This is a genomic window from Paenibacillus tyrphae (assembly GCF_000722545.1).
Taxonomy (GTDB): Bacteria; Bacillota; Bacilli; order Paenibacillales; family NBRC-103111; genus Paenibacillus_G; species Paenibacillus_G tyrfis.
Genome location: NZ_JNVM01000016.1, coordinates 79,930 through 101,269, shown reverse-complemented (window position 1 = coordinate 101,269; position 21,340 = coordinate 79,930). Strand labels below are relative to the sequence as shown.

At 53.7% G+C, this 21,340-nt stretch carries 21 protein-coding genes; all 21 read right to left on the bottom strand.

The window, feature by feature from the left end; translation table 11 throughout:
• Nucleotides 1-25: 25 nt before the first annotated feature.
• A complete protein-coding gene (locus ET33_RS19525) occupies nucleotides 26-550 on the bottom strand; it encodes an A24 family peptidase (protein ID WP_036685530.1) in 525 nt (174 codons plus the stop codon).
• Between the two features lie 2 nt (nucleotides 551-552).
• Complete coding sequence (locus ET33_RS19520; RefSeq protein ID WP_036685527.1) at nucleotides 553-1,212, bottom strand: TadE/TadG family type IV pilus assembly protein; 660 nt, start codon at nucleotides 1,210-1,212, stop codon at nucleotides 553-555.
• Between the two features lie 9 nt (nucleotides 1,213-1,221).
• Entirely contained in the window at nucleotides 1,222-3,507 is a 2,286-nt protein-coding gene (locus ET33_RS19515; protein ID WP_235206764.1) for a hypothetical protein, read from the bottom strand.
• A gap of 27 nt (nucleotides 3,508-3,534) precedes the next feature.
• On the bottom strand, nucleotides 3,535-4,563 hold the full coding sequence (locus ET33_RS19510; protein WP_036685977.1) for a TadE/TadG family type IV pilus assembly protein: 1,029 nt from the start codon (nucleotides 4,561-4,563) through the stop codon (nucleotides 3,535-3,537).
• 27 nt (nucleotides 4,564-4,590) lie between these two features.
• Entirely contained in the window at nucleotides 4,591-4,809 is a 219-nt protein-coding gene (locus ET33_RS19505) for a Flp1 family type IVb pilin (protein ID WP_036685521.1), read from the bottom strand.
• A gap of 45 nt (nucleotides 4,810-4,854) precedes the next feature.
• Nucleotides 4,855-5,718: a type II secretion system F family protein gene (locus ET33_RS19500; RefSeq protein ID WP_036685519.1), complete on the bottom strand. Its 864-nt coding sequence runs from the start codon at nucleotides 5,716-5,718 to the stop codon at nucleotides 4,855-4,857.
• Nucleotides 5,719-5,730: 12 nt separating this feature from the next.
• The gene (locus ET33_RS19495; protein ID WP_036685515.1) at nucleotides 5,731-6,558 is read right to left on the bottom strand and encodes a type II secretion system F family protein; all 828 of its coding nucleotides are present in this window, start codon (nucleotides 6,556-6,558) and stop codon (nucleotides 5,731-5,733) included.
• A gap of 35 nt (nucleotides 6,559-6,593) precedes the next feature.
• Nucleotides 6,594-7,814, bottom strand: a complete 1,221-nt coding sequence (locus ET33_RS19490; protein ID WP_036685513.1) for a CpaF family protein — start codon at nucleotides 7,812-7,814, stop codon at nucleotides 6,594-6,596.
• Nucleotides 7,811-8,923: an AAA family ATPase gene (locus ET33_RS19485; RefSeq protein WP_051775446.1), complete on the bottom strand. Its 1,113-nt coding sequence runs from the start codon at nucleotides 8,921-8,923 to the stop codon at nucleotides 7,811-7,813. Before ET33_RS19485 ends, ET33_RS19490 begins: the two co-directional genes overlap by 4 nt.
• Nucleotides 8,924-9,235: 312 nt before the next feature.
• Entirely contained in the window at nucleotides 9,236-9,868 is a 633-nt protein-coding gene (locus ET33_RS19480; RefSeq protein ID WP_036685510.1) for a class I SAM-dependent methyltransferase, read from the bottom strand.
• Between the two features lie 40 nt (nucleotides 9,869-9,908).
• Complete coding sequence (locus ET33_RS19475) at nucleotides 9,909-10,955, bottom strand: SAM-dependent methyltransferase (RefSeq protein WP_036685507.1); 1,047 nt, start codon at nucleotides 10,953-10,955, stop codon at nucleotides 9,909-9,911.
• Nucleotides 10,955-11,728: an ABC transporter ATP-binding protein gene (locus ET33_RS19470; RefSeq protein ID WP_036685505.1), complete on the bottom strand. Its 774-nt coding sequence runs from the start codon at nucleotides 11,726-11,728 to the stop codon at nucleotides 10,955-10,957. The genes ET33_RS19475 and ET33_RS19470 overlap by 1 nt, the downstream gene beginning before the upstream one ends.
• 13 nt (nucleotides 11,729-11,741) lie before the next feature.
• Nucleotides 11,742-12,083 carry a cyclic-phosphate processing receiver domain-containing protein gene (locus ET33_RS19465; RefSeq protein ID WP_036685503.1) on the bottom strand — a complete coding sequence of 114 codons (342 nt, stop codon included), beginning with the start codon at nucleotides 12,081-12,083 and terminating at the stop codon, nucleotides 11,742-11,744.
• Nucleotides 12,080-12,928: a deoxyribonuclease IV gene (locus ET33_RS19460; protein WP_036685499.1), complete on the bottom strand. Its 849-nt coding sequence runs from the start codon at nucleotides 12,926-12,928 to the stop codon at nucleotides 12,080-12,082. Before ET33_RS19460 ends, ET33_RS19465 begins: the two co-directional genes overlap by 4 nt.
• Nucleotides 12,929-12,940: 12 nt before the next feature.
• Nucleotides 12,941-13,750: an Fpg/Nei family DNA glycosylase gene (locus ET33_RS19455; RefSeq protein ID WP_036685496.1), complete on the bottom strand. Its 810-nt coding sequence runs from the start codon at nucleotides 13,748-13,750 to the stop codon at nucleotides 12,941-12,943.
• 62 nt (nucleotides 13,751-13,812) lie between these two features.
• On the bottom strand, nucleotides 13,813-15,450 hold the full coding sequence (locus ET33_RS19450; RefSeq protein ID WP_051775445.1) for a ribonuclease H-like domain-containing protein: 1,638 nt from the start codon (nucleotides 15,448-15,450) through the stop codon (nucleotides 13,813-13,815).
• The gene (locus tag ET33_RS19445) at nucleotides 15,447-17,732 is read right to left on the bottom strand and encodes a DEAD/DEAH box helicase (protein ID WP_036685492.1); all 2,286 of its coding nucleotides are present in this window, start codon (nucleotides 17,730-17,732) and stop codon (nucleotides 15,447-15,449) included. Before ET33_RS19445 ends, ET33_RS19450 begins: the two co-directional genes overlap by 4 nt.
• A gap of 372 nt (nucleotides 17,733-18,104) precedes the next feature.
• Complete coding sequence (locus ET33_RS19440; RefSeq protein WP_036685489.1) at nucleotides 18,105-18,320, bottom strand: hypothetical protein; 216 nt, start codon at nucleotides 18,318-18,320, stop codon at nucleotides 18,105-18,107.
• Between the two features lie 145 nt (nucleotides 18,321-18,465).
• The gene (locus ET33_RS19435; RefSeq protein ID WP_036685484.1) at nucleotides 18,466-19,431 is read right to left on the bottom strand and encodes a metal-dependent hydrolase; all 966 of its coding nucleotides are present in this window, start codon (nucleotides 19,429-19,431) and stop codon (nucleotides 18,466-18,468) included.
• Between the two features lie 24 nt (nucleotides 19,432-19,455).
• Complete coding sequence (locus ET33_RS19430; protein WP_036685480.1) at nucleotides 19,456-20,409, bottom strand: lysophospholipid acyltransferase family protein; 954 nt, start codon at nucleotides 20,407-20,409, stop codon at nucleotides 19,456-19,458.
• A gap of 12 nt (nucleotides 20,410-20,421) precedes the next feature.
• Nucleotides 20,422-21,195 (bottom strand): GNAT family N-acetyltransferase, encoded by a 774-nt coding sequence (locus tag ET33_RS19425; RefSeq protein WP_036685968.1) that lies wholly within the window; start codon nucleotides 21,193-21,195, stop codon nucleotides 20,422-20,424.
• Between the last annotated feature and the right edge of the window lie 145 nt (nucleotides 21,196-21,340).

Sequence of the window (21,340 nt, the reverse complement as noted above, 5' to 3'; positions counted from 1 at the left end):
TCCCTTTCATTTTCCATTCATCACATTAAACCCCTAATGCTTCCCATTGAATGATCGTAATCATGACGCCCGGCAGCACTGCCCACATGAATGGAAAACGGAGCCGACCGTCGGATGCGGGGTCGGACATTAATACAGACAGCTTGCGGAACGCGGCGAGCTGAATAAGCAAAAATCCCGCATGCGTCAGCCGTTGAACGCCGTCGCTGCGCCATAACAACACAAGCAGCGCGATCAGACCGGCGCATATGAGCGAGGCTGCCATAGCGTAGAGAGAAAACACCGCCCCAGTAAAGGCTCCCAGCGCAGCAAAAAGCTTGACGTCTCCGGCCCCCACTGCACGAAGCACATATAACGCGAGCATCGGAGCAAAGCCACAAGCCAGTCCCGCAGCTGAAAACGCCAGCCCGTTCCAACCGGTCGTAGCTAAATGAAAAATCAATCCGGAGATTGCTCCCGTCACGGTAAGCCAATTCGGAATTTTTTGTTTCGTGATGTCCGTCACGAACGCAACGGCCAGCATTACCGCAGCAAACCAAATACCGAGCATGCTTATCCCCCTATCCATGCGCGCTCCTGCGCTTTTTTTCGAAGTATGACGGTTTTCTTAATAAAAGGGACTGCGAACGTGTACTCATACTGCGCTTCGATAACAACATAGGCCTTCTCACGATCGTCAAAGTTTGGAAAATGAAGAGAGGTAACTTTGAATTTACGTCGATCAAGGCTTCCCATATCAGCAAACGATGCAATAATTGGCGTCGCGGCTTCCGCAACCTTCTGTTCTACCTGTTTCTTCGCTTCGTCCTTTGCCGAGCTGCCGAGCGCTTCCAGTTGTTCTCTTCGCTCTTTTTCCCAAGCAACCAAACGAACCATAGGCTCAGGAATCCATTTGCCGTAGTCCTCCACGAATTGTTCGGAATCGATGACTGTTTGTCTGGCTGTCTCCAGTTGAGTCACTACGTTACCCAGCCAAGCACTGGCTCGGCTGTTCTGCCATCGCGCTTGCCCCTGTCGGTACAATAGCTCGACCGGGTACATGTTGGCAGCAATGACTTTAGCCGATTCCGAGACGGCAGACTGCAGTGCCATCTCGGCCAAAGATACGCGAATAAACGCAATCAGCAGCAGAAGAAATGCCAGAAAAAAGGGCATCACGAGCGCCGCTTCAAGAGTGATGCTTCCTCTCTGCTCTTTCGTCCATCGCAACATACTGGCCTCCTAATATGTAAAGTCTGCCGTTTTGGTCATTCGGCAGCGGTTACCGCTTACCTCGCAACCGGAGAACCCGCTTTTCCCCACTAGCTTCATGATTGCAGGTAAAAACCAAAGCCGATATGAGGTTTTAACACCACCGGAAACATACGTAGTGATTTGATAAAGCTTCTGTTTTGTGTTCAATTCGATCAGCGCCTGCATTCGGGACAACAGAACCGACTCACGGCTATGAAGCAACAGAAATAATCTCAAGTAATCTTTATATCCTAGCGTCATTACTCCACTCAGTTTCTGGGATAGTGGCACCTGCTCGCCCTGAATGAGCTTCATCATGTCCTCTTGTGCCCGAATTGCGCCTTCCGTCACCGCAGCCAGCAAAACAAGAAGCGGCGAACCGGCGGCGAGCACTTCGTTGCGCGGCTCAAGCAGCGCTTCAGTCGTTCCGACCGCCAGCCGTATGGCGAACATCTCCGCATACGCCGACGAATAATTGCTGCTACAAGTAGTTGAACCGTAAATTAAATATTCAACCTCCTGATTGGTTAATTCATGGCCTGCGGGATTGGATAGCTCTTTGGAGGTTTTGGGCCGGCCGGAAGCATCTTTTTCCACTCCAAGTGTCCGATAGCTGAATTTGCTGACTGCAAATTCATCGATATAAAACTCGTCCCGCACATCCGTCAACACCCCTTCCAGTGTAGAAACCAGCTTCAAAGAACTGGACCCGGCCTGATCCGGAGTTTTCAAATTAACAGTCGACACAGGAGAAATTGCTCCAGCAGCTTGGTTCATTTCCAAATACGTCTGATAGAAACCTTTGCTGCCAGCCGTCTTCGGATCGCCCTGAAGCTTGTGGTAACTCTCCTCATACGGATCGACATTCGATACAAGAGAGCAACTGCCGATCGTTCGCCGAAACTCGTCCAAAATCGGCTGCGCTTTGGCCCTTTGCTCCCGCTTAGCCGCTGCCGTCGCTTTATTTTTGCTCTGACGCTCGGTTTGCGCCTTATTCTGTTTGGCGTACCATTCATCCACTTTCGTTTTGAAGCCATTCAACGCCGTTGTAGTCGTAGAGTATTTTTGCTTCGTAAACATAAGGTTATCTTCAAATTGAACCCGTACGCTGGAAAACTGGGCCACCGCCGTTCCTACTCCCGCTTCCCATTGTTCCAATTCCTGGCGATCAATTAAATGCACAAAGTTGAAGACATCCTCAGCCTTTAGCTGTGAACCCGAACCATTTGGCTGCCGAACCTTGTTGATTTCGGCATTCAATTCATCGTTTGCTTTTTTAGCCAGCTTCATCGCTTCCAAGAACATATCCTTATGTTTGGAGAGCGCCGCATCATCGAGCGCTACCTCGCCTTTCAACAATCCGAGTAGTGCGGCATATTTGGTGAAATCGTCCAATAGCTGTTGGAACTCTGCTACTTTCTGCGCCGCTTCCGCCGCTTGACGCTGCAATTCGTTTTTCGTCTGATTCAGCTGCCGGATCGAATCGGCGGCACCTATGCCGCCTTGGATCAAAGACATGATCGAACCGTCAATTTGCTTGATTTGGTCGTTTAGCGCCTTCAGCGTAGCTTGCGCCGACTGCAGTGAGGCCCTTATATTTTCCAGCGTATGGATGCCGATTTTCTCACTTAGTGCGTTCAAATCGCGAAGCTGCGTATCGTGATGGGGATGCAGCACTTCAGATTTTTGACGTATCGCTTGAAAGGCGTCCCAAGCTTCATCCAGTCTTCTATCGCGTTCCTCCAGCAGTTCTTCTACTTTGACCGCATTTTCGGCAAATTTCGAAGCCTGATTCAATTTGGTGTCAAGGCCTGTTTTTTTGAATTTGTCGGTCAGTTCAAGCGCGTAAATCATCGGAGCCCGGTATTTCATCTCCTCCAATATTTGCTGCTTAAAGATCGTATGACTGGATAAGGTGAAGATCGGTGTTACCTTTGCGGAATCCTCTTCCAAACGTTGATCAATAAAACGAAATTGACCAGGCTCCGCAGCGCCGGACAAATTGCCGGTTACCGTTTGCTTGAAAATCTCGTCCCCCTTGCTGCCGTTCAGGTCTGTACCAAACAATCCATAGGCCGAGAGCTCCGGAGAAAAAGCGGAAAGCGTCGAGCGAACCCCGGATTTCACGGCATTCTCGGCTTCCTTATCCGCAGTCTTCCACCTTGCGACATCGATTAGCAGCCCGCAAAGCAGAAACAAAGGAACAAGAATAATGATCAAATAGATCGATACGGCACCGCTTTGCTCCTTCCATAGCTTTAACAACCTCCTCAAAAATTCACCTCCGGATTCCCCCATCCGTTACTCATGAAGCACGACAACAATTCCTTTTTGTTCCAGCTCACGTTTCAACCCTTGAGTTAGCTTCATTTTATCGTTCTTCGACACCTTGAAAAAATGCCATACCACGCCTTTAATTTGAGTACCCTGCTTCAGCAGCTCTGCGTCTTTTGCCATCTGCTCTCGCAAATTTTTTTCATTAAAGGTGTAATAAGCCTGATGCGCCACACCGGAAGAGTCCAAAGCATCGACAATCCGTACGGTTTCTGGGGTCAAATTAAATTTCTTGCTTATCCCGCCAACCAAACCACGTAAATGTTCCGCAGCTTCAATTTCCGAGGTGATTTTTACCGGTTCTTTGACCGAGGTCTTCGGGTCGACCATCGTTTTCAGCGCATCCTTCGGCTTGATTCGCCCTTGGATTTCACCAATAAAAGTTCGCGTCAGATCCGTCAGTCGGATCGTTTCGATCGGGTCAATGACGTAAGATTTGGACGAAGTCTCCACATCAGCCTCTTTGCCCCAAAATTTCTGTGCAAAGAAAGGAATGTGAAACTTTTTTTCCAAGGCGACGCGAACATAGCGCAGAAATCCATGATTCGTATAATCGATCTCTCCACGCAGCTGCCCCGGCAGGCTGCCAGCGGCTCGGGATAGTTTGCCTGTAGGACCGCTTTGACCGGCTGCTTGGCCGGATGCCGGAAGCTGAACGGATACCGGAGCGATAGGGAGCAAAAAGCTGAACAAATTCATCACGTGGTCGTTCGTCAGCCGCCAGTACATGCCATCCGTTTGCCCTAAACCAACCGATCCAGTGACCGGATCTTTTCTGCTGTTGTCCCAAATATAAGCCGTCCGGTCCGCCGTCAATGCCGCCGTATAATGAACGGAAGCTTGCTGATAGGCAAACAGCGATAAAAAAATAAGCAGCAAGGTCGCGATTAAAATGACCGGCAGCGTCAAGGACGCCTCAATCGTAAATTGACCGGAATGACCGACAAAGAATCGGCGGACCGTTATAACGAACAGCCGTTTATGGATAAATCTCATGAACACTGTCATGTCATCATGCCAAGGTCAGGGCGTGCCTAACTTGCTATCATCGATATTTACATTTTTGGAGTCCTTTATTTCTTTACTGGCATCGTTAAATAAGCTTTCCATCCACTTCGTGATCCACTTTCGGAAAGCAATTGCAATAATGAGCAGTACCGCAATGATTAACAAAATCTCAAGCGTACCAAGTCCGTCTTCTTCTTGCCAAAACCGCTGCCACGCCGATTTCAATGCTTCCATTCCTTTTTCCTCCTCTATTGTCGCAAAACTATGTCTGTTACTTGATTAGTTCATCATCATTAAAGCAGGGGCCGCTACCATAACCATGACAACGAAAAATATCATGACCATCGGAAACACCAGCTTGGAGGCCGCTTCTTCACCTAGCGTTTTGGCAAGCGCCTTGCGCTTCTCCCACAGGTTGACGGACAGTTCCCTTAAGGCCATTACCAACTCGTCGCCACCCCGCTTGTAGTTTAACAACAACGTTGTCGTAAACAGCGAAACCTCCTGCATTGCGCACCGCTTGCTGAAGTCCTCCATCGCTTTGGAAAAGGACACGTTCACCTTAAGGGCGTGAACGGTTTCCTTCAATTCGGCCATTAACGGACTGCTGACAGCCTCTTTTCCATTTACAATCCGTACCAGGGCCTGCGGTACCGTTTCGCCTGCGCCTACCAGAAGCATCAACTGGTTCAATATTTCCGGAAGCTCAATTAAAATGGACTGTTTCTTCCGCTTAAGCTCCCCGGCGGCTTGTTTGTACATTAGAAACGGAACAAAAATCGTCAACGGCAGGCCGTAAATCAGCATCTCGGCTTCTCCGGCAGCCAAACCGGCCATGGTGCTCAAAATAAGCAGGCCGTAAGCAATAATAAGCGTCTTGGCTGCAAACCATTTCGTTTCCGAGATCGCTGGTTTCGCTCCATATAGTCCTATCATGACGCGATGCACCTTGCCGAGCGGCTCGGATAATCGATCGGCTAGCTTCGTCCGGTCCATAAACCATAAGCCTGCCGGGGCGAGCCAATAGAACGCATCTGACCGAGAAAGACCTCGCTCGTCGCGGACCCATGGAGCATACTTTGGAAATCCTGCCCAAGCCGCACCGGCAACGGCAAGCAGCTCCAAAAGCAATAGCGCGAGCATCCACAAACCGCTTCACACCTTTATATTCATAATTTTTTGTGCCAAGGCAAAGCAGCCGAACAATACCCCAAGCGCACCGGTCATGATAAGCAGGCCGCCGCCTTCATACAGCGGTTCCATATAATCCGGCGTCATCCAAGCTAGCGCTGCAATGAGAATGACGGGCGCAACCGTGAGCACTTTGGATTCGAATTTCTTTTGGGCCAATGCCACCTGGATGTCCTGTTCGATATCCAATTTTTCCTGAATAATGACGGCCGTTCGCCGAACCACCTGAACTAGGCTCCCGCCCGTCCGCTTGCATATAACGAACACGTTCGCAAACTGGCCGATCTCGTCGATGTGGGCCCGACGGCTGAAGTCGAGCAGGCATGCCTCGACGGTTTCTCCGTTTTGCAGCCGCCAGATGATGAGCTCAAGCTCGCGCACAATCATCGCTCCGGCATCGGGATACAGCAGCCGCAAGTCGTCGAGCGCTTCAGTAAAAGACGATTCGATCGAGCGACCCGCCCCCATGGAAGAGGCCAACGAAGCAAGCATTTGTTTAAACTGCTGTTTAAGCTGTGCCTTCCTTTTAACTATAATGGCCTTGCGCCGCATCATCGGGTAATAAAACCCGGTTAAGGAAAGCAGCCCGGCAATCAAAGGGTTCTTGTAAAAAACCATAGCAATACCCGCCATGACGGCTGCGCCGAAAAAGACGGCAGTTGCCTTTTGTCCCCACGTTAGTTGGTATTCGTTATAATCCGGAAGCTTTGCTTTGGAAGCCGCAGGCGCCGGCTTCGTGCCGAAAGACAGCCCCGCAAAGGCGCGCAAACGGCCGAAGGCCGATTTGTTCATGTTTGATATCCTCCCCCTTTCCAGCTACTGTCCCATTAGATCAAACCCGCCATCTCAAGCTTCCATATCCCCTCTAACACATTTCCGGTAGGCTCAAGCTGCCCGATTACTTTGCCTTCCGGCGTTTCACCCGTCTCCACGAACCGATAAAGCGGATTAAGCTTCACCTCCCCATCGTCGACCCCGATTACTTCGGTAATTTCCGTCACTCGTCTGGAACGATCGCGAAGACGGGTCAAGTGGACCATTACATCGATCGCCGATGCGATTTGTTTGCGCACGACTTCAACCGGCAGGTTGGCCCCGCTTAATACCATCGTCTCCAAACGACTCAGCATATCCTTAACCGAATTGGCATGCCCCGTGGATAACGATCCGTCATGGCCGGTATTCATCGCCTGCAGCATATCCAAAGCTTCCGCGCCCCGAACCTCCCCGACAATGATGCGGTTCGGCCGCATCCGCAGCGATGACCGGATCAAGTCGCGAATCGTGATTCCGCCTTTTCCTTCCGTATTGGCGTTGCGGGTTTCGAGACTGACTAGATTCGGAACGCCGCGAATTTGCAGTTCAGCCGAATCTTCGATCGTGATGACGCGCTCGTCTGGCGGAGTATACTGTCCCAGCGCGTTGAGAAATGTCGTTTTCCCCGAGCCCGTTCCCCCTCCGATAAACAAATTGTATTTAGCCTTGACGAAGCGAATAAGCTGCTGCGCCGCTTCGCGCGAGAGCGCCTGACGTGCAACCAAATCGTCCAGCGTCATTGGATTTTCCGGGAATTTACGGATCGTCATTGCCGGACCTTTCAACGCAATCGGCGGAAGGACGACATTGACGCGGGAGCCGTCCGCAAGCCGGGCGTCGACGATCGGAGTCGACTCGTTCACAATCCGGTTGACCCGGCCGACGATCGCTTGAATCGTATCTTCCAGCTTCTCCCTGCTTTCGAAACGGATCTCCGTCTCCAACACACGCCCGTCTTTTTCAACGAAAATCTGGTCATGGGAATTGATCATAATTTCAGTAATCGTCCGATCGTCGACGAGCGGCTGGAGCACATCCAAACCGCGGAACGAGTGAAACACCTCTTGCACCAACCTCCGCTTTTGCCCCGCGGTCAAAAACGATTCTCTGGAGTAAGCAAACACGATTTGCTCAATCTGCTCCATGAGCTGCTCGTCCGACAAGGCGTTTCCATAATCCAAGCTGTCCTGTACTCGCTGTTTGATCTGCTGCTTTACCGTAATATCCTTCATCGATACCGCGATCCCTCCCCGCCGGATCGAACCAAGCCGGCAGCCGCCAAGGCAAAGACCGGCGACATCATGTCCTCCACGCGCCCAACGCCTTTCCACTCGGGGACGTAAGGCAGTTCGCTGCTATGTGCAAATCCGTACGTTTCGAATCGGTTCGCCATCTGCCCGGCATTTTTGTTATGTACGAACTGCACCCGATGAAGCCAGTCTGTCGTTCGCTCCCCGGCAGTCCAACTTCGGACCAGTTCAGCGTTTTTGCTCAAATGTACGCAATCGTCCAGCAGCAACCATAGAACGAGGTCCGCCCCTTGAATCGCCTCCCTTGTCACAGCATGCGGCGCCGAGTCCAAATCGATAACGATGCGATCGTACATTCCTGTGGCTTCGATCCCTTGCAAAATGTGCTTCAGATCGGAAAGCTCCATCTCCGCCAGTTCTTTCAGATGCATCGACGGAGGAACGTAATCGAACTTGCAGTCGGAATGCTTCCTTTTGAGCCCTTCCAGCTTGGAAGAAATGAGCGCCGGGGCCGTCTTGGCATAGTATAAAAGCTGGGAAAACGATTCCGCTTCCTCCGCTCTATCCTGGACATACCAAGACCGGGACGGGAGCAGCTCCAGTCCTAAACAGAAGACACGTTCCCCCTGCTGGGCAAGCTGGTACGCCAAATGAACGGCCGTTACCGTTTTGCCCGCTCCGCCGACGGCCGAATAAACCGCGACTGTCTTCGCTCCCCGGTTCCCCCGCAGCGGCTCACCTGCGCAAAATTCGTTGTAATGCGCGGTAATGCCCGATAACAGCCTGTCCAGCGGCTGGTATTTGAACATAACCGGATATTCGAGCAATCCGCCCTCTCTTGCCGAATCGCTGATTACAACCGCACACCCCGGTTTAAGCCCGAAGACAGCGTCAGGCAGCGGCATCAGCGATTCGTGCACCATAATAATCAGCGGTTCTTTGGTTTGCTCTACAAACCGGACTCCTTCGTCCATCGACGTAAACACGTGTATACTAAACCGCTCCGCATATTCGGACGAGCGGACATAGGCGGACAGCATCTCGCCAAAATAAGCATCCTCGTCCAACAATAACAGCATAATTTTAGCCACCGGCGACACCCCCTGCCTCGTAACTGTATATGTGCGTCAAGCTTATTCCCATGGTATCTCTTTTTACCTCGATACTTCTTCCCTGTGCTTCATATGATCACACGCTCTCAAATTCCCCCTTAGAAACACAAAAAAAGCACACACTGACAGGAAATCCATTCCTTGGTCAGCGGTGCTTCCGCTTTTGTGAATATGCAATTAACCGTATTATAGCATAAAAAATGGGAAGCGCAAGAGTCCAGGGCAAAAATTACGTTTCGGCTTTACCTGCCACGCTATCTAAACTTCCGCATCGCACAGTTGTATGGCCGTCTAACGAAGCTCGGGCCTCGTTGCGGCCAGTACCCAGACAACCTTCGGCTTGTCATAGCGGTCCATAGTTTGCTCCTGCAAAAATGAGATTTGCCATTCCTGAAACAGCCGTTCCAGATCCGGACGGTCGAAAAAACGCTTGCGCTTCTCGTCCAATTCGTAATAATTCGGTTCGATCAGCGTTCCTTGTCCGGCGCCGTATTCAAAGTCCTTCGTCGAATTGACCCGACACCAAAGCTGCCCACCCGGCCGAAGTACCCGGGAAATGTCTGCGACGATTCTCCCGGTATCGCTCCATAAGAAGTAATGGAGACTTAAATCCGCCACCACAGCCCGCGCCGAACCGTCCGGAAACGGCAGCGGCTGCAGCAAATCAAGCCGCTCCGTTTTAACCTGCGGAACAAGCTCTTGCACCAGCATTAGCGCTTCGTCCGAACGGTCACAAGCGATCACGGAGTAACCTTTTTCCGTCAAATACAACGTATCGTTCCCAGCGCCACAGCCGAGATCCAGAATGGGACCGGACTCGGACGGATCAAGGCCTCCGATGAACGGCTCCAGCCACATATCGTACTTGACCTGCTCCGGTCTCAGCTTGGAAAACAAGTCATTCCAAAAAATCACATCAGACATTCGCAAGACTCCTTTCGGCTCGCATTGCCAGAACAGCCCGTCACACTTGTTTCATCAAAAACAGCGTAAGCTCCTCGCGGTTGTGAAAAAGCTGCTTCGCTTGCTGAAGCTCCAGCTCCGGAGCCAGATCGCTCACCACTTCGCGAATCGTTTGAAACGCCTTCTTGTGCATCAGCTTCACCGTGATAACCGCCGTTCCACCCGGCTGCAGCGCATCCAACAGCCCCCGGACAAGCTTGGCCATTTGCCGGTGACTCCAGCTCATGTCGCAAACAAGCAGGTCGAATGCATTTGCGGCGAACGAAACCTCATCCGCTTTTTTCTGAAAATACGTAAGCTGCGGATGACGCAGCAGCGTCGCATCGAGCTTGGCCGGGTCAACCGCAGTTACCCGAAGTCCACGCTCCAGCAGCAGCGACGTCCACCCGCCCGGCGCCGCGCCGATATCGAGCGCCGACCGGTACTGGGACAAATCCAAGCCGAAGGCCTGCTCCGCCTCCAACAGCTTGAACTTGGCTCGCGATACTTGTCCCTCCTCCTTGCGGAAGCGAATGGCGCCGCCAGACCAATCGGACAAATTGTCCTGCGGCCGGGACAAGCCGAAATATAGCTTAGCTTCCGTGAAATACAGGGAAAGGATCAGGTCTGCATCCCGAGATACCGGAGTCGCCTCGAACACTGTTTTCAGCATCTCTTCAACGGAAGTGCGAACCGACGGCAGAGATAGGCTCGCTAAAGCTTCCATTTCCGCTTTTCTGACTTGTACCGCAACGTTCATCTGCTTCAGCGATGCTTCCGCAGCGACCAGCATCTCATGAATATGGTGAAGCGCATGATCGAAAGTACCGTCCCACGGTTGCGTCGCATCGACCGGCTGCATATGCCGCAGAAACACGGGCTCCTGCGCCAGGATGCGGCTAATCGTATCGCTGCGCTCAAATTCGGATGTAAATACGAACACTTCGCCCGGAGTCAGCCATTCGAATTTAACCGACTGACCCAGCAGACGCCGAAGCTCTTCTTGCGCCTGTTGAGCAAATCCCCGGTTGGACGTGCCAATAAATATCGAGTCGTTCATCACAGTCATCACAGCACCTTAATCCAAGGCCGGTCTCCGGACCATTCGATCCGAATCGGCACTTGATACGCCTTTGCCAGATTTTCCTCGGTCAACACGTCCCGCTTCGCGCCGGAAGCAATAATACGCCCCTGCTCGATCAGCACAACGTGCGTGAAAAGCGGAACAATCTCTTCGATGTGATGCGTGACATAAATGACTGTCATTTGCTGGCCGCCGAGCACGTTGATATTTTCCAGCAGCCGCTCACGCTCGTACAAGTCGAGACCCGAACAAGGCTCGTCCATAATGAGAATGGACGGATTTGTCATCAAAGCGCGCGCCAGCATCACTTTTTTCCGCTCGCCTTGCGACAGCGTACCAAGCGGCTGATTAGCCAAATGGGCAAGCTTCACCTTGTCCAGCATAGCGATCGCCTTCTCGCGGGCGGACTGCGGAATTTCTTCGTAAAAACGCAAGTAACCGAATTCGCCGGTGGCAATCACTTCCCACACCGGGTCCCCGGCATTTAATTTCTCATACAGCGATTGGCTGATATAACCGATCTGCTTGCGGACTTCGCGGACGTCGCATTGCCCGTATGTATTGCCGAGTACTTGCACTTTGCCTCGGGTCGGGAACTCGTAGCCGTTCATCAGCTCCAGAACCGTCGTTTTGCCCGAACCGTTCCGGCCGAGCACGACCCAGTGCTCCCCTTGACGAATATCGATATTGACCCCGGACAAAATATGCCGGTCTTCGCGGATAAAATGAATATCTTGCAAGGATAAGACCATCGTCATGTTGAACCACAACCTATTCTTTTACAATTTCGGAAATTTCCATAAGCAGCCCGTGAGGCATCGGACCGTTCGTCAGCCGGACGTGCTCCGGCTTACTCGCATATAGCAGTTGAAACATTTGCTGACGGCCCGCATCGCTCGACGTATGCAAATAAATGCGCTGCGGAAATAAACCCGCGCTTGCCATCGCCCGAACCAATTCCAGTCCGTTAGGCTGTCCCCAGCCCAAGTCGTAGTCGAGCGAAAGCACGTCCACTTCGCACTCCTGCAGCAGCAGTAAGCATTCGTCCACGGTACGGGCAGGTACGAAGCCTTTTGGACAAGCGCGATAATCATCCAAATAAACGTGGATCACCCTTCGCTCAGCTCCTTGACGTATTGAATTTCCGAAGCGTGTGTGCTTCCCCGCAGGACAGGCGTTTCCAGCACCGCCGGAAGGTCGGGCATCGACTTGAGCACAGTCGAGCGCAGCAGCGAAGCGAACCTGGCTTCCCCAATTTCGCCCCGGCCGATCATGGCATGCCGATCTTTATGCGCGCCTCGCGGATACACGGAATCGTTCAGATGAATGGCCCGGAGGTGCTGCAAATAACCGGTCGCTGCCGCATGCCGCTCCAGTTCCGGCCATCCGTCTTTGGAGGAGGGCCACAAGCCCGAGGCAAAAGCATGACACGTGTCGAGGCAAAAGCCGACAAGCCCCGGAAAAGCGCAAAGATTCCGTACTTGCACGAGCTCCTCAAGCGTCGTCCCCATGGAGGTCCCTTCGCCCGCTTGATTCTCGATCAGCAGCAGCGAACGGCCCGTATAGCCGACAAGCGCTTCATTCATACATTGTATAATATTTTTATAGCCTTGTAACGGGTCTTCCCCTTTATATTTGCCAAAATGGACCACGACGCCGACCGAACCGCACGCGTCAGCAATCTCAAGATCGTTGCGAAGCGAAGCGATCGTCGCCTGCCGAAGCTCGCCTGGGCCTACGGCAAGATTCGTCGGATAAGGAGTGTGAGCGATGCTGAGCAGGCTGTGCTCAAGGCAAAACTGAGCGCACTGCTCGGCGTCCTGGCGGTTGAACGACTTTATGGTCAGGCTTCGCGGATTTTTGGGGAAATATTGGAACGACTGAGCTCCTAGCTTTACCGCCGTCTTTGCCGCTTCCGCATAACCGCCCCGAATACTGATATGGCAGCCGAAACGCATGGTCAACGCCCCCTACCTCTGACAAACAAGACAGCAAAACGATTTCTTGGACGAGACGTCACGCCTTGCAATCGGGCTGCCGCAGCGCAAACACGGCTCTCCTTCGCGGTCGTAAACCCGGCAGCGGCTGTCAAAGCCGCCCGTAAGCGAATCACCAACGAATAGCGGCATTTCCATGTACCCGCCGCCCTGTGTCGCCTCCGTCAGCACTTCGTGCATGGAGTAGTATAACCGGTGAAGCTCTTCATCGGAGAGCGCGCTCGGACGCCGGGACGGCAAGAGACCTGCATAATAGCAGATTTCATCGCTATAGCAGTTGCCGATGCCCGCAAAGACGCCTTGGTCGACGAGGTTGCTTTTGAGCGTGCCCGCTTTTACGCGCAGACGCTCGGCAAACCGGTCAGGCGTGAGCCCAGGATCGAAAGGCTCGGGACCAAGCTTATTCATTAGCTCATCGACTTCAGACGGATCATGGAGATGCAAATAACCGAGCCTCAGCCCGATAAAAAACAAATGATGATCTCCGAAGCCGAGCCGCACTTGAACGGACCGGTCGGGCTTTTCCTCTGCCTTGCCGTAGAACATCATGCCTCCGAGCATTAAATGAAGCACCAGAACGTTGCCTGTCGTTAAACGAAACAGCAGATGCTTCGCTCTCCTGTCAATGCGGGAAACGGCCTGACCGATAAGCTCCTGCGTCCATCGTTCGGGCGTCACGTTAATCGATTTTTCTCTTGTTACTTCGGTATCCGTCACAGTCCGGCCTATGATTCGCTCGCTTAGCAGCTTACGGTAATTTTCCATTTCGGGCAGCTCAGGCATCGTCATTGCTCCTTTCGGATCATGATCTTACCATGTATTTCCACCCCAAAGCGAAATTATACTTACAGTGGCATAGAAAGCTGTTCCGCCACAGACAGGCCGGACTTTCTTTTTCTTGTTGATTGAGGAACGCGGGATACGGCAGACGCTGCCCCCTGAACCGGAGCTGATGCCGAGGCTTGACCGGCTGATCCGGCGGATAGCTTTGCGCTTGACTTCGGCGGCGGTAGGGAATCGGACGCTTCTTGGTCCATAGCACCTGCAGCACGTGTCGCACTAGCGGCAAAAGACGCTTTCCGCCGCAGCCGTTCGATTCGCTTGCGCAGGCTGACGGCATCGGCATCCTCCTCCCGCTCCTCTTTTTCCCTCGAACGCTTGCCGCCGTGTGCGATCGATTTGCGCTCCCCGCTCCGCTTCAAGGCATCTCGCCGCCAAAGATGGTCAAGCGCTTCCTGAGCATAGCCGAGAGCGCGCTCCCACTGTTTTTCCTTATGCTCATAGTACATGGACAGTTCGATATATGGCTCCAGCGAAGCCGTTGCACGATCGCCCTTCAGGGTAATATAACGGCTCCAAAGCAGGCAGGCTTGCGTATAGCGTCCCCGTCGCTTGTAAAATTGCGCAAGCGGCAGCAGGCACGGTTCTTCGGAAGCAAGCTCGTCCGCAGCGAGAAGCTCTTCGGCCAGCGCGTTCATTACCGTGTCAGCCATATCGCTTCGACCGATTTTATCGAGCCACAGGCCAAGCCGGTAGCACTCCTCTAAACCGAATAACCTCGCGCGGGACCAATCATAGGAACCGTTCAGCAAGCAGGCAAAATGAACGGCCAAGCCCGCCAGCGACAGCACGTCCAGCTCATTATGCACGAACACGCCTTCCAAAACGGAAGGGTCGCGCTGGGCCAAATATTGAAAATAAAGCGTCGGCGCAAGCGAGCCCGGCACGTCTTCTTCGCGCCGGACGCCAAGCCGCTCTTCCTCTACTTTGCCTAGTCGGCAGGAGGGCAGCGTATGCTTCCATAAGCTGCGGGACGGATGTAAAAAATCGATGTGCCCCGAGGGCTCGGCGGCCAGCTCCATCCGGTTCATGATATAGCGGTTTTTGACAATCGGCCAATCGAACGATTTGCCGTTATAAGAGATCAACACCGGATGCGCAGCAAGCTTTTGCTCCAAATAGGCCAGCATCGCCGACTCTTCGCCGGGGTGCCGGATGAGCATCTGCTCGATATGATATTGATTGCCTTGGTAAAATCCGACTCCGACCATAAACGGCACGTTGCCTGCCCCATGTCCCAACCCTGTCGTCTCGGTATCCAGAAAGAGCAGCCGTTCGTGGAATGGAGCAGCTGAACGGTTCGCCGCAGCAGTGCCTGCCGCCGGCTCTAGCAGCGCGAACAGTTCCTCCGCGCAGGACGATAATCGGCTCAGCTCATATTGCCCATGACGAACCCCCGCTTCGTACGTGCGGCGGCGGATGACGAAATCGCCCCATTCCGTATGCTCCATGGCCGCGCCTACAACCGACCATTCGTCAAACTCCACCACGGACCCCGGTTTACTCTCACCGTGAGCCGCCTGGCCCTCTTCGGCCGACCCAGGCGGCTCCTCTCCCACGGGAATTTTGACTTCTTCCTCGCGTTCCTGCGTACCCGCTATCGACTTTTTGTGCCGCAGCAGCCTTTCCTTAAGCGAGCTCATCGCGAGGCCTCCAACTGCTTCAGCAGCCCGAGCGACAGCTGCTTCCCGGTCAGCCCGACCTCTTCAATCGGCCCGACACAGGCCGGGCAGCCGCTTAAGCAGCCACACGACGAAATCAGGCGCTGCGCTTCGGCGAGCAGTTCCCCGTGCACTTCGTACAGTCGCTCGCTAAGCCCTACGCCGCCCGGGTAACGGTCGTAGAAAAATATCGTAGGCTGCTTGTTATGCACCGCCTTCACTTGCGGAACGACGCGGATGTCATGCGGGTCGCACATCAAATAAAGAGGCGCAATGTGCACGAGCACGTTCGCCAGCCCCAGCAGCGCAAACTGCATATCGTTCACCGTCATGCCCGCGGCAATCTCGTCGTCGAACGTGAACCAGTAAGAGCTCGTATGCAGCTCCTCCTCGGGCAGATGAATTGGTCCCGATCCGATATTCTCGTGGGTTCGCAGCTTGATTTTTTTGAAAATCGTCGCCTTCGCGTTCACGGTCACTTCGCCGAACTGCCGCTTGAGCCCCCGGTCAATCGCCTCGCGGTGCACATGCAGCACCTTTAACTGGACGGCCAGGCTGGCGTCCGTGAAATAATCGACGTCGACCTCGCGTATGTAAGCCTTCTTCTCCTCGTAATCGAGCTTCTCCACCTGATACTGTACGCCCTCGTGGATATAGATCGCTTCCTCGTGAATCATCGTCGGAGCGCTGAATCGGTCTACCTCGCCGATGACCCGGGCGCCGTTCGTCATATCGATGATGATGAAATTTTCCTGCGCGGCTGATCGCAAGCTGATGTCATGCGCCGGAAACGACTGCTCCATCCAGTGCCACCTGTTTTTGACCCTGTGCAAAATACGTTCGTCTGTCAAAAACTCCAAAATATCGTGCAGCGACTCACCGCCAAATTGTTCGTTCTCTTCGAACGGCAGCTCGTAGGCGGCGCATTTGACATGGTCAACCAAGATAATGAGGTTGTCCGGCTCGATCAGCGCCCGCTCCGGCGGACGCTCGAAAAAAAATCTGGGGTTTTGGATCATATATTGATCCAGCGGATTGCTGCTCGCCACGAGAAACGTGACAGAGCTCTCCTGCCGCCTCCCAGCGCGGCCCGACTGCTGCCACGTGCTTGCGATGGTGCCGGGATAGCCGTTCAGCACGCACGCCTGCAGCTGCCCGATATCGATCCCGAGCTCCAGCGCGTTCGTGCTGACGACGCCGCGGATCTCTCCACTGCGCAGCCCCCGTTCGATTTCGCGCCGCAGCTTGGGCAGATACCCTCCGCGGTAGCCGCGGATCGATTTCGTGCCCAATTCGTGAGCGACCAGCTCCTGCAAATACGTAAGCAGGATTTCGACCCGCACGCGGCTTCGCGCGAAAACGATCGTTTGGATACCTTGGCGCAGCAGCATCGCGGCGATTTTCCTCGTCTCCAGCACGCTGCTTTTACGGATACCAAGCTGCTGGTTGACGACGGGAGGATTGTAGAAGACAAAATGCTTCTCTCCCGCGGGCGCGCCATTGTCGTTGACAAGGGATACGCTCTCCCCGATCAGCCGCTCCGTATGCTCCTTCGGATTGTCGATCGTCGCCGAAGCGCAAATAAACTGCGGATTCGAGCCGTAAAAGCGGCAGATCCGCTTAAGCCGCCGGATTACGTTCGCCACATGACTGCCGAACACGCCGCGGTAAGAGTGAACCTCGTCAATGACAATAAATTTTATATTCTCAAACAACTTCACCCATTTCGTGTGATGCGGCAAAATCGCAGAGTGCAGCATATCCGGGTTCGTAACGACAATGTGCCCGGCATTGCGAATGGCTTGGCGTACGGTCGGCGGCGTATCCCCGTCGTACGTATGGGTTTTGATATCGGCGCCCATGATATTCGCCAGCTCTTGGAGCTCGGCTACCTGGTCTTGCGCCAGCGCTTTGGTCGGAAACAAATAGAGCGCACGCGCGCTCTCGTCTTTCAATATGCCCTCCAGCACCGACAGGTTGTAGCACAGCGTCTTACCCGAGGCGGTCGGGGTTACGGTCACGACGTGCCGCCCCGCGCTTACTTCGCGGAATGATTGGGCTTGATGCGTATATAATTGTCCGATGCCCCGGGCGAGCAATGCTTCCCGCAGCCCGGAGTGCAAGCCTTCCGGGAATGACTCGTACCGCCCTTCCCGCGGCGGAATCGTATGCCAGTAAGTCACCTGGGACATCAGCTCGGACGACGAGCGGATCAAATCGATCATTTCTTCGATAGAAGAAACCTTGCCAGTCAAACGGTTCATAAATGCAGCTCCTTTTGACGGTAACGTTCCTTCCATTATATCGAATGCATGTTCGTGTGACAATCTCTTTTCTTAGCGGAGCCGGTCGAACGGGATCGGAATGACGCGCCTAAACGGTGTTGAAACTTGAAGAAAGCATGTCGTATTCTGCGCTTTCCCGGGAAAGTTTTTCGTTGTAGAGTCGTCTGTAAAAGGGGGTGGTTCGATTTCTGAAGGAAAAAGTGATACTTCAATGAAGGTTGGCTTGATGCGATGCAAATTCTATTGGGAATAATCTCTGATGAAACCGGCAAGCGGCAGTCGAGCAAAATAGCCTTGGTCTGCCGCCCATCGGACCGGCTGTTCCCGATCGCTCTATACGCATGAATCAACTTAGAGCACATCGGAGGAATCGTCGTAGTCGAATCTTATGCCGTCATGCATAGACACCTTATGCAACGAAGCTGAGTTCATGGCCGCGTTTGCACTCACCTGGAGCTTGCCCAGCACTTCCTGAAACGGCTGCGCCTTGGCGCCGCTTGATTGCGACCGAATGGCAAGCTGCAGCGCCTGCTCGATCACGGCGATATCCTGGCTTGTAAAATCCATTCCGTCAACCTCCCCATGCTTGGTTGTTTACTGAAACTATTCTAACCCGATCGTTTTTTATTCATACCTCGGAACAAAATCGTATTTCCAATTATTGCTCATGTATCCATATATTTGCTTTTTGGAAGACCCGTGGCCCGGCCAGTTACACATACGGCGGGTCCCACGCTTTTTTCCTCCAACCGAGCGATTGACTGACGACCTTAAGATCCCGGTCGAGCGTTACGTCCACCCCGAAGGGCAGCTTATGATTGTGCCAAAACCGCATGTCCCGCCATCGGACCTCATAACCGTCCTGCCTCTCGGTACAAGTGACATGCACCCGCTGCGCAAAATGCAAAAACGCCCGCACGCCATCAACCGCACGCGTCGCCTCTACGGCCATGCCGCCTTCGGTATGTTTGGCATAAATATCTTTGACCGTCAGCTCCTTGCTATAAACGTTTCCCGTATAAAAAGCGTCGCTGCTCTCAAGCACAAACTGCCAGCGGAACCAGTACAGACTCGGGACGACGTGACATACCCCTTCCAACCCAAGCCGCATTCTTACAAAACGGACTACGCTCCGGTGATGAAGCAGCCGCCCGCCGATATATACAAAAGTAAAAAAATAAATCCACAAAAACATCCATCCCGGATTAATCCCCGTCGCCAGCCATACAATCAAGCCTGCCGCATGCGTCACAAACAGCACCGGTTCGAACAACGGGAGCGCATCAAGGTGATGCCAGCGCTGCGAGAACGGCCGAAAGCACTGAACGCCGTAAGCATTAAGCCAATCCAGAAAAACGTGGAAAACGACCGCCGCCATCGTCCAAGCGAAAACAAGCGGCTCATGCTCCCATACCCCGAATCCCCAAGCGATCGGAACGGACAACACCAGCGGCCATAAAAGCAAAGCCGGAAGCGAATGCGTAATTCCTCGATGCACCTGAATGTAAGCGGCATAGCCTCGAACCCGGGCAACCGTATCGAAATCCGGCGCATGCGAACCGATCAACGCGGCTGCCAGCACCGCATGCAGCAGCGCCGGTTCTTGGGCCACTTCAGGCTGAAGCATAGCCAGACCGGCCAATGTAGCGCCAAACAACAGATGACTTCCGGTATCCATGCTGCTATACGCCTCCTTCGCTTGTCACGCCGTATGTGTCTTCCGCCGCTCCCGCTCTGTATGAACCCCTGCCCCGCCATCTTGCTCGGTTTCCCAGCGCTCCTCAGCATTAAACCAATAGAACCATTGTTCGGGCCGCTCCCGAATGACCCGCTCCATGAAACGGTTCAGCACATTCGTCGCCTCTGTCCGCGTCGCCTTCGTGAACGAAGAAGAAAGATACAGCGGAGCTTCGAACCGCATCCGGTGTACCCATCCGCGCTCGCGCCACCCGCTGAACGGAATAATCGGCACTCCCTGCTCGATCGACAGCGTCGAAGCGCCCTCGGGCGTTCGCGTCATCCGGCCGAAGAAACGTGCGGGCGGAAACGTCGGGCGCCAGAAATCCCCCAGCAAAAAGACGACGCCCCCCGCCTGCAAATGCTTCCGCAGCTTACGAAGCAGCTCCAGCGGCGGTGTACTATCATAGTCGAGCCCCGGACAGCCCATGTCGAGAAACTTCAAATACAGCGGCCGCAGCTCCGGACTGCCGCCTGTGGCAACGGTAAGACACGAATACTTCTGGCATAAATACCAATAGTAGTAAAAAAAGTTGCCCGTATGCGGCGTATATACAATCGCACCGCGGCCTAGACGCAGCGCCTCTTCTAGGTACGCTTCCCCTTCCGTCCGAAACCGCCATTTCTCGCTGCCCGGCAGCCGATGCGATTCCAGCAAAATTTCATAAAGCGCAAAGATGACATTTTCGGTATAGCGAAACCCGGCCTTCCTGATCTGCTGCGCCGAACGCTCCGGCAACAGCTCCTTCATGTTGCCCTGCACCTTGCGTCTCAAGCCTGAACCGGCGCAGCTATACAACAGCAGAGCCGCCATTCGACAGAGCGCAGCCATTACGCTTCTCGGCAGCAGACCGCACCGCCGCGCCCAACGCTCGCACGCTTGCCGGTCCGCGGTCACTTTGGCAATCCATTCGTACAAGCTCCCAGCCCCCTACCCGTTTAAGAAATGCTTCTTATATCTGCGGGTGATCCGGTCCTTTTCCAGCACGATAAAGAAGTCTACCGTATCGAACAGGCTGTCGTACGCCGGGTCGCCGCCAATCTCCGCCCCAAGCCATTGATAGCCCTTCATCAGCGGCGGCAGCCTGCGGAAAATTTCTTTCTCGGTCAACTCCGATTCGATCGTGCTCAGCCCCCGAATCCGGTGCGTTTCCAACGGACGGATACCGTACCGCTCCGTAATGACCTGCTTGCTGCGAAGCATCGTATAGATCAGATTCAGCTCCTCCAAATTCGGGAGACGCAAACTGGCGCAGCCGATCAAATAGCGGTAATCCAGCTCGGTCATATACGCGGCAATGCCCTCCCACAACATCTGGATCGCTCTGCTTCCGCGGTAAGCCGGCGCGATGCAGCTTCTCCCGAGCTCCAGCGTCTGGCGCTTCAGCGAATCGAACGCATGCAGGTCGAATTCGGTTTCCGAGTAGAATCCGATGCCTGTGATCGCCCGTTCTCCCGGCAGCAGCCGGTACGTGCCGACAACCTCTCCCGTGATTACATCTTTGACGATCAGATGGTCGCAATAAGCATCGTAGATATCCTGCTCCAATCCGTTCTCGGTTCGCATCCTCATGTTCTTTTCTTCTTCCACAAAAACCTGATACCTCAGACGCAGTGCCTGCTCCACTTCAAAGTCGGTTTCTGCCAGCTTTACGGTTAAGATGGATGGCTCGCTTGCGACTTGACTTGCTGCTTGTCGGATCATCGTCAACACGCCTTTCTCCAAGTAAAGGTTGATGGGATGAAAGTTACAGCTTTAGGGTAGCAGACGATTATTAGGATAGCGTTTTCGCGGTGTAAAGCTTTTGTAAGGCTTCGCCCGGCTTGTCCGGCTGTCCGGCACAAAAAAG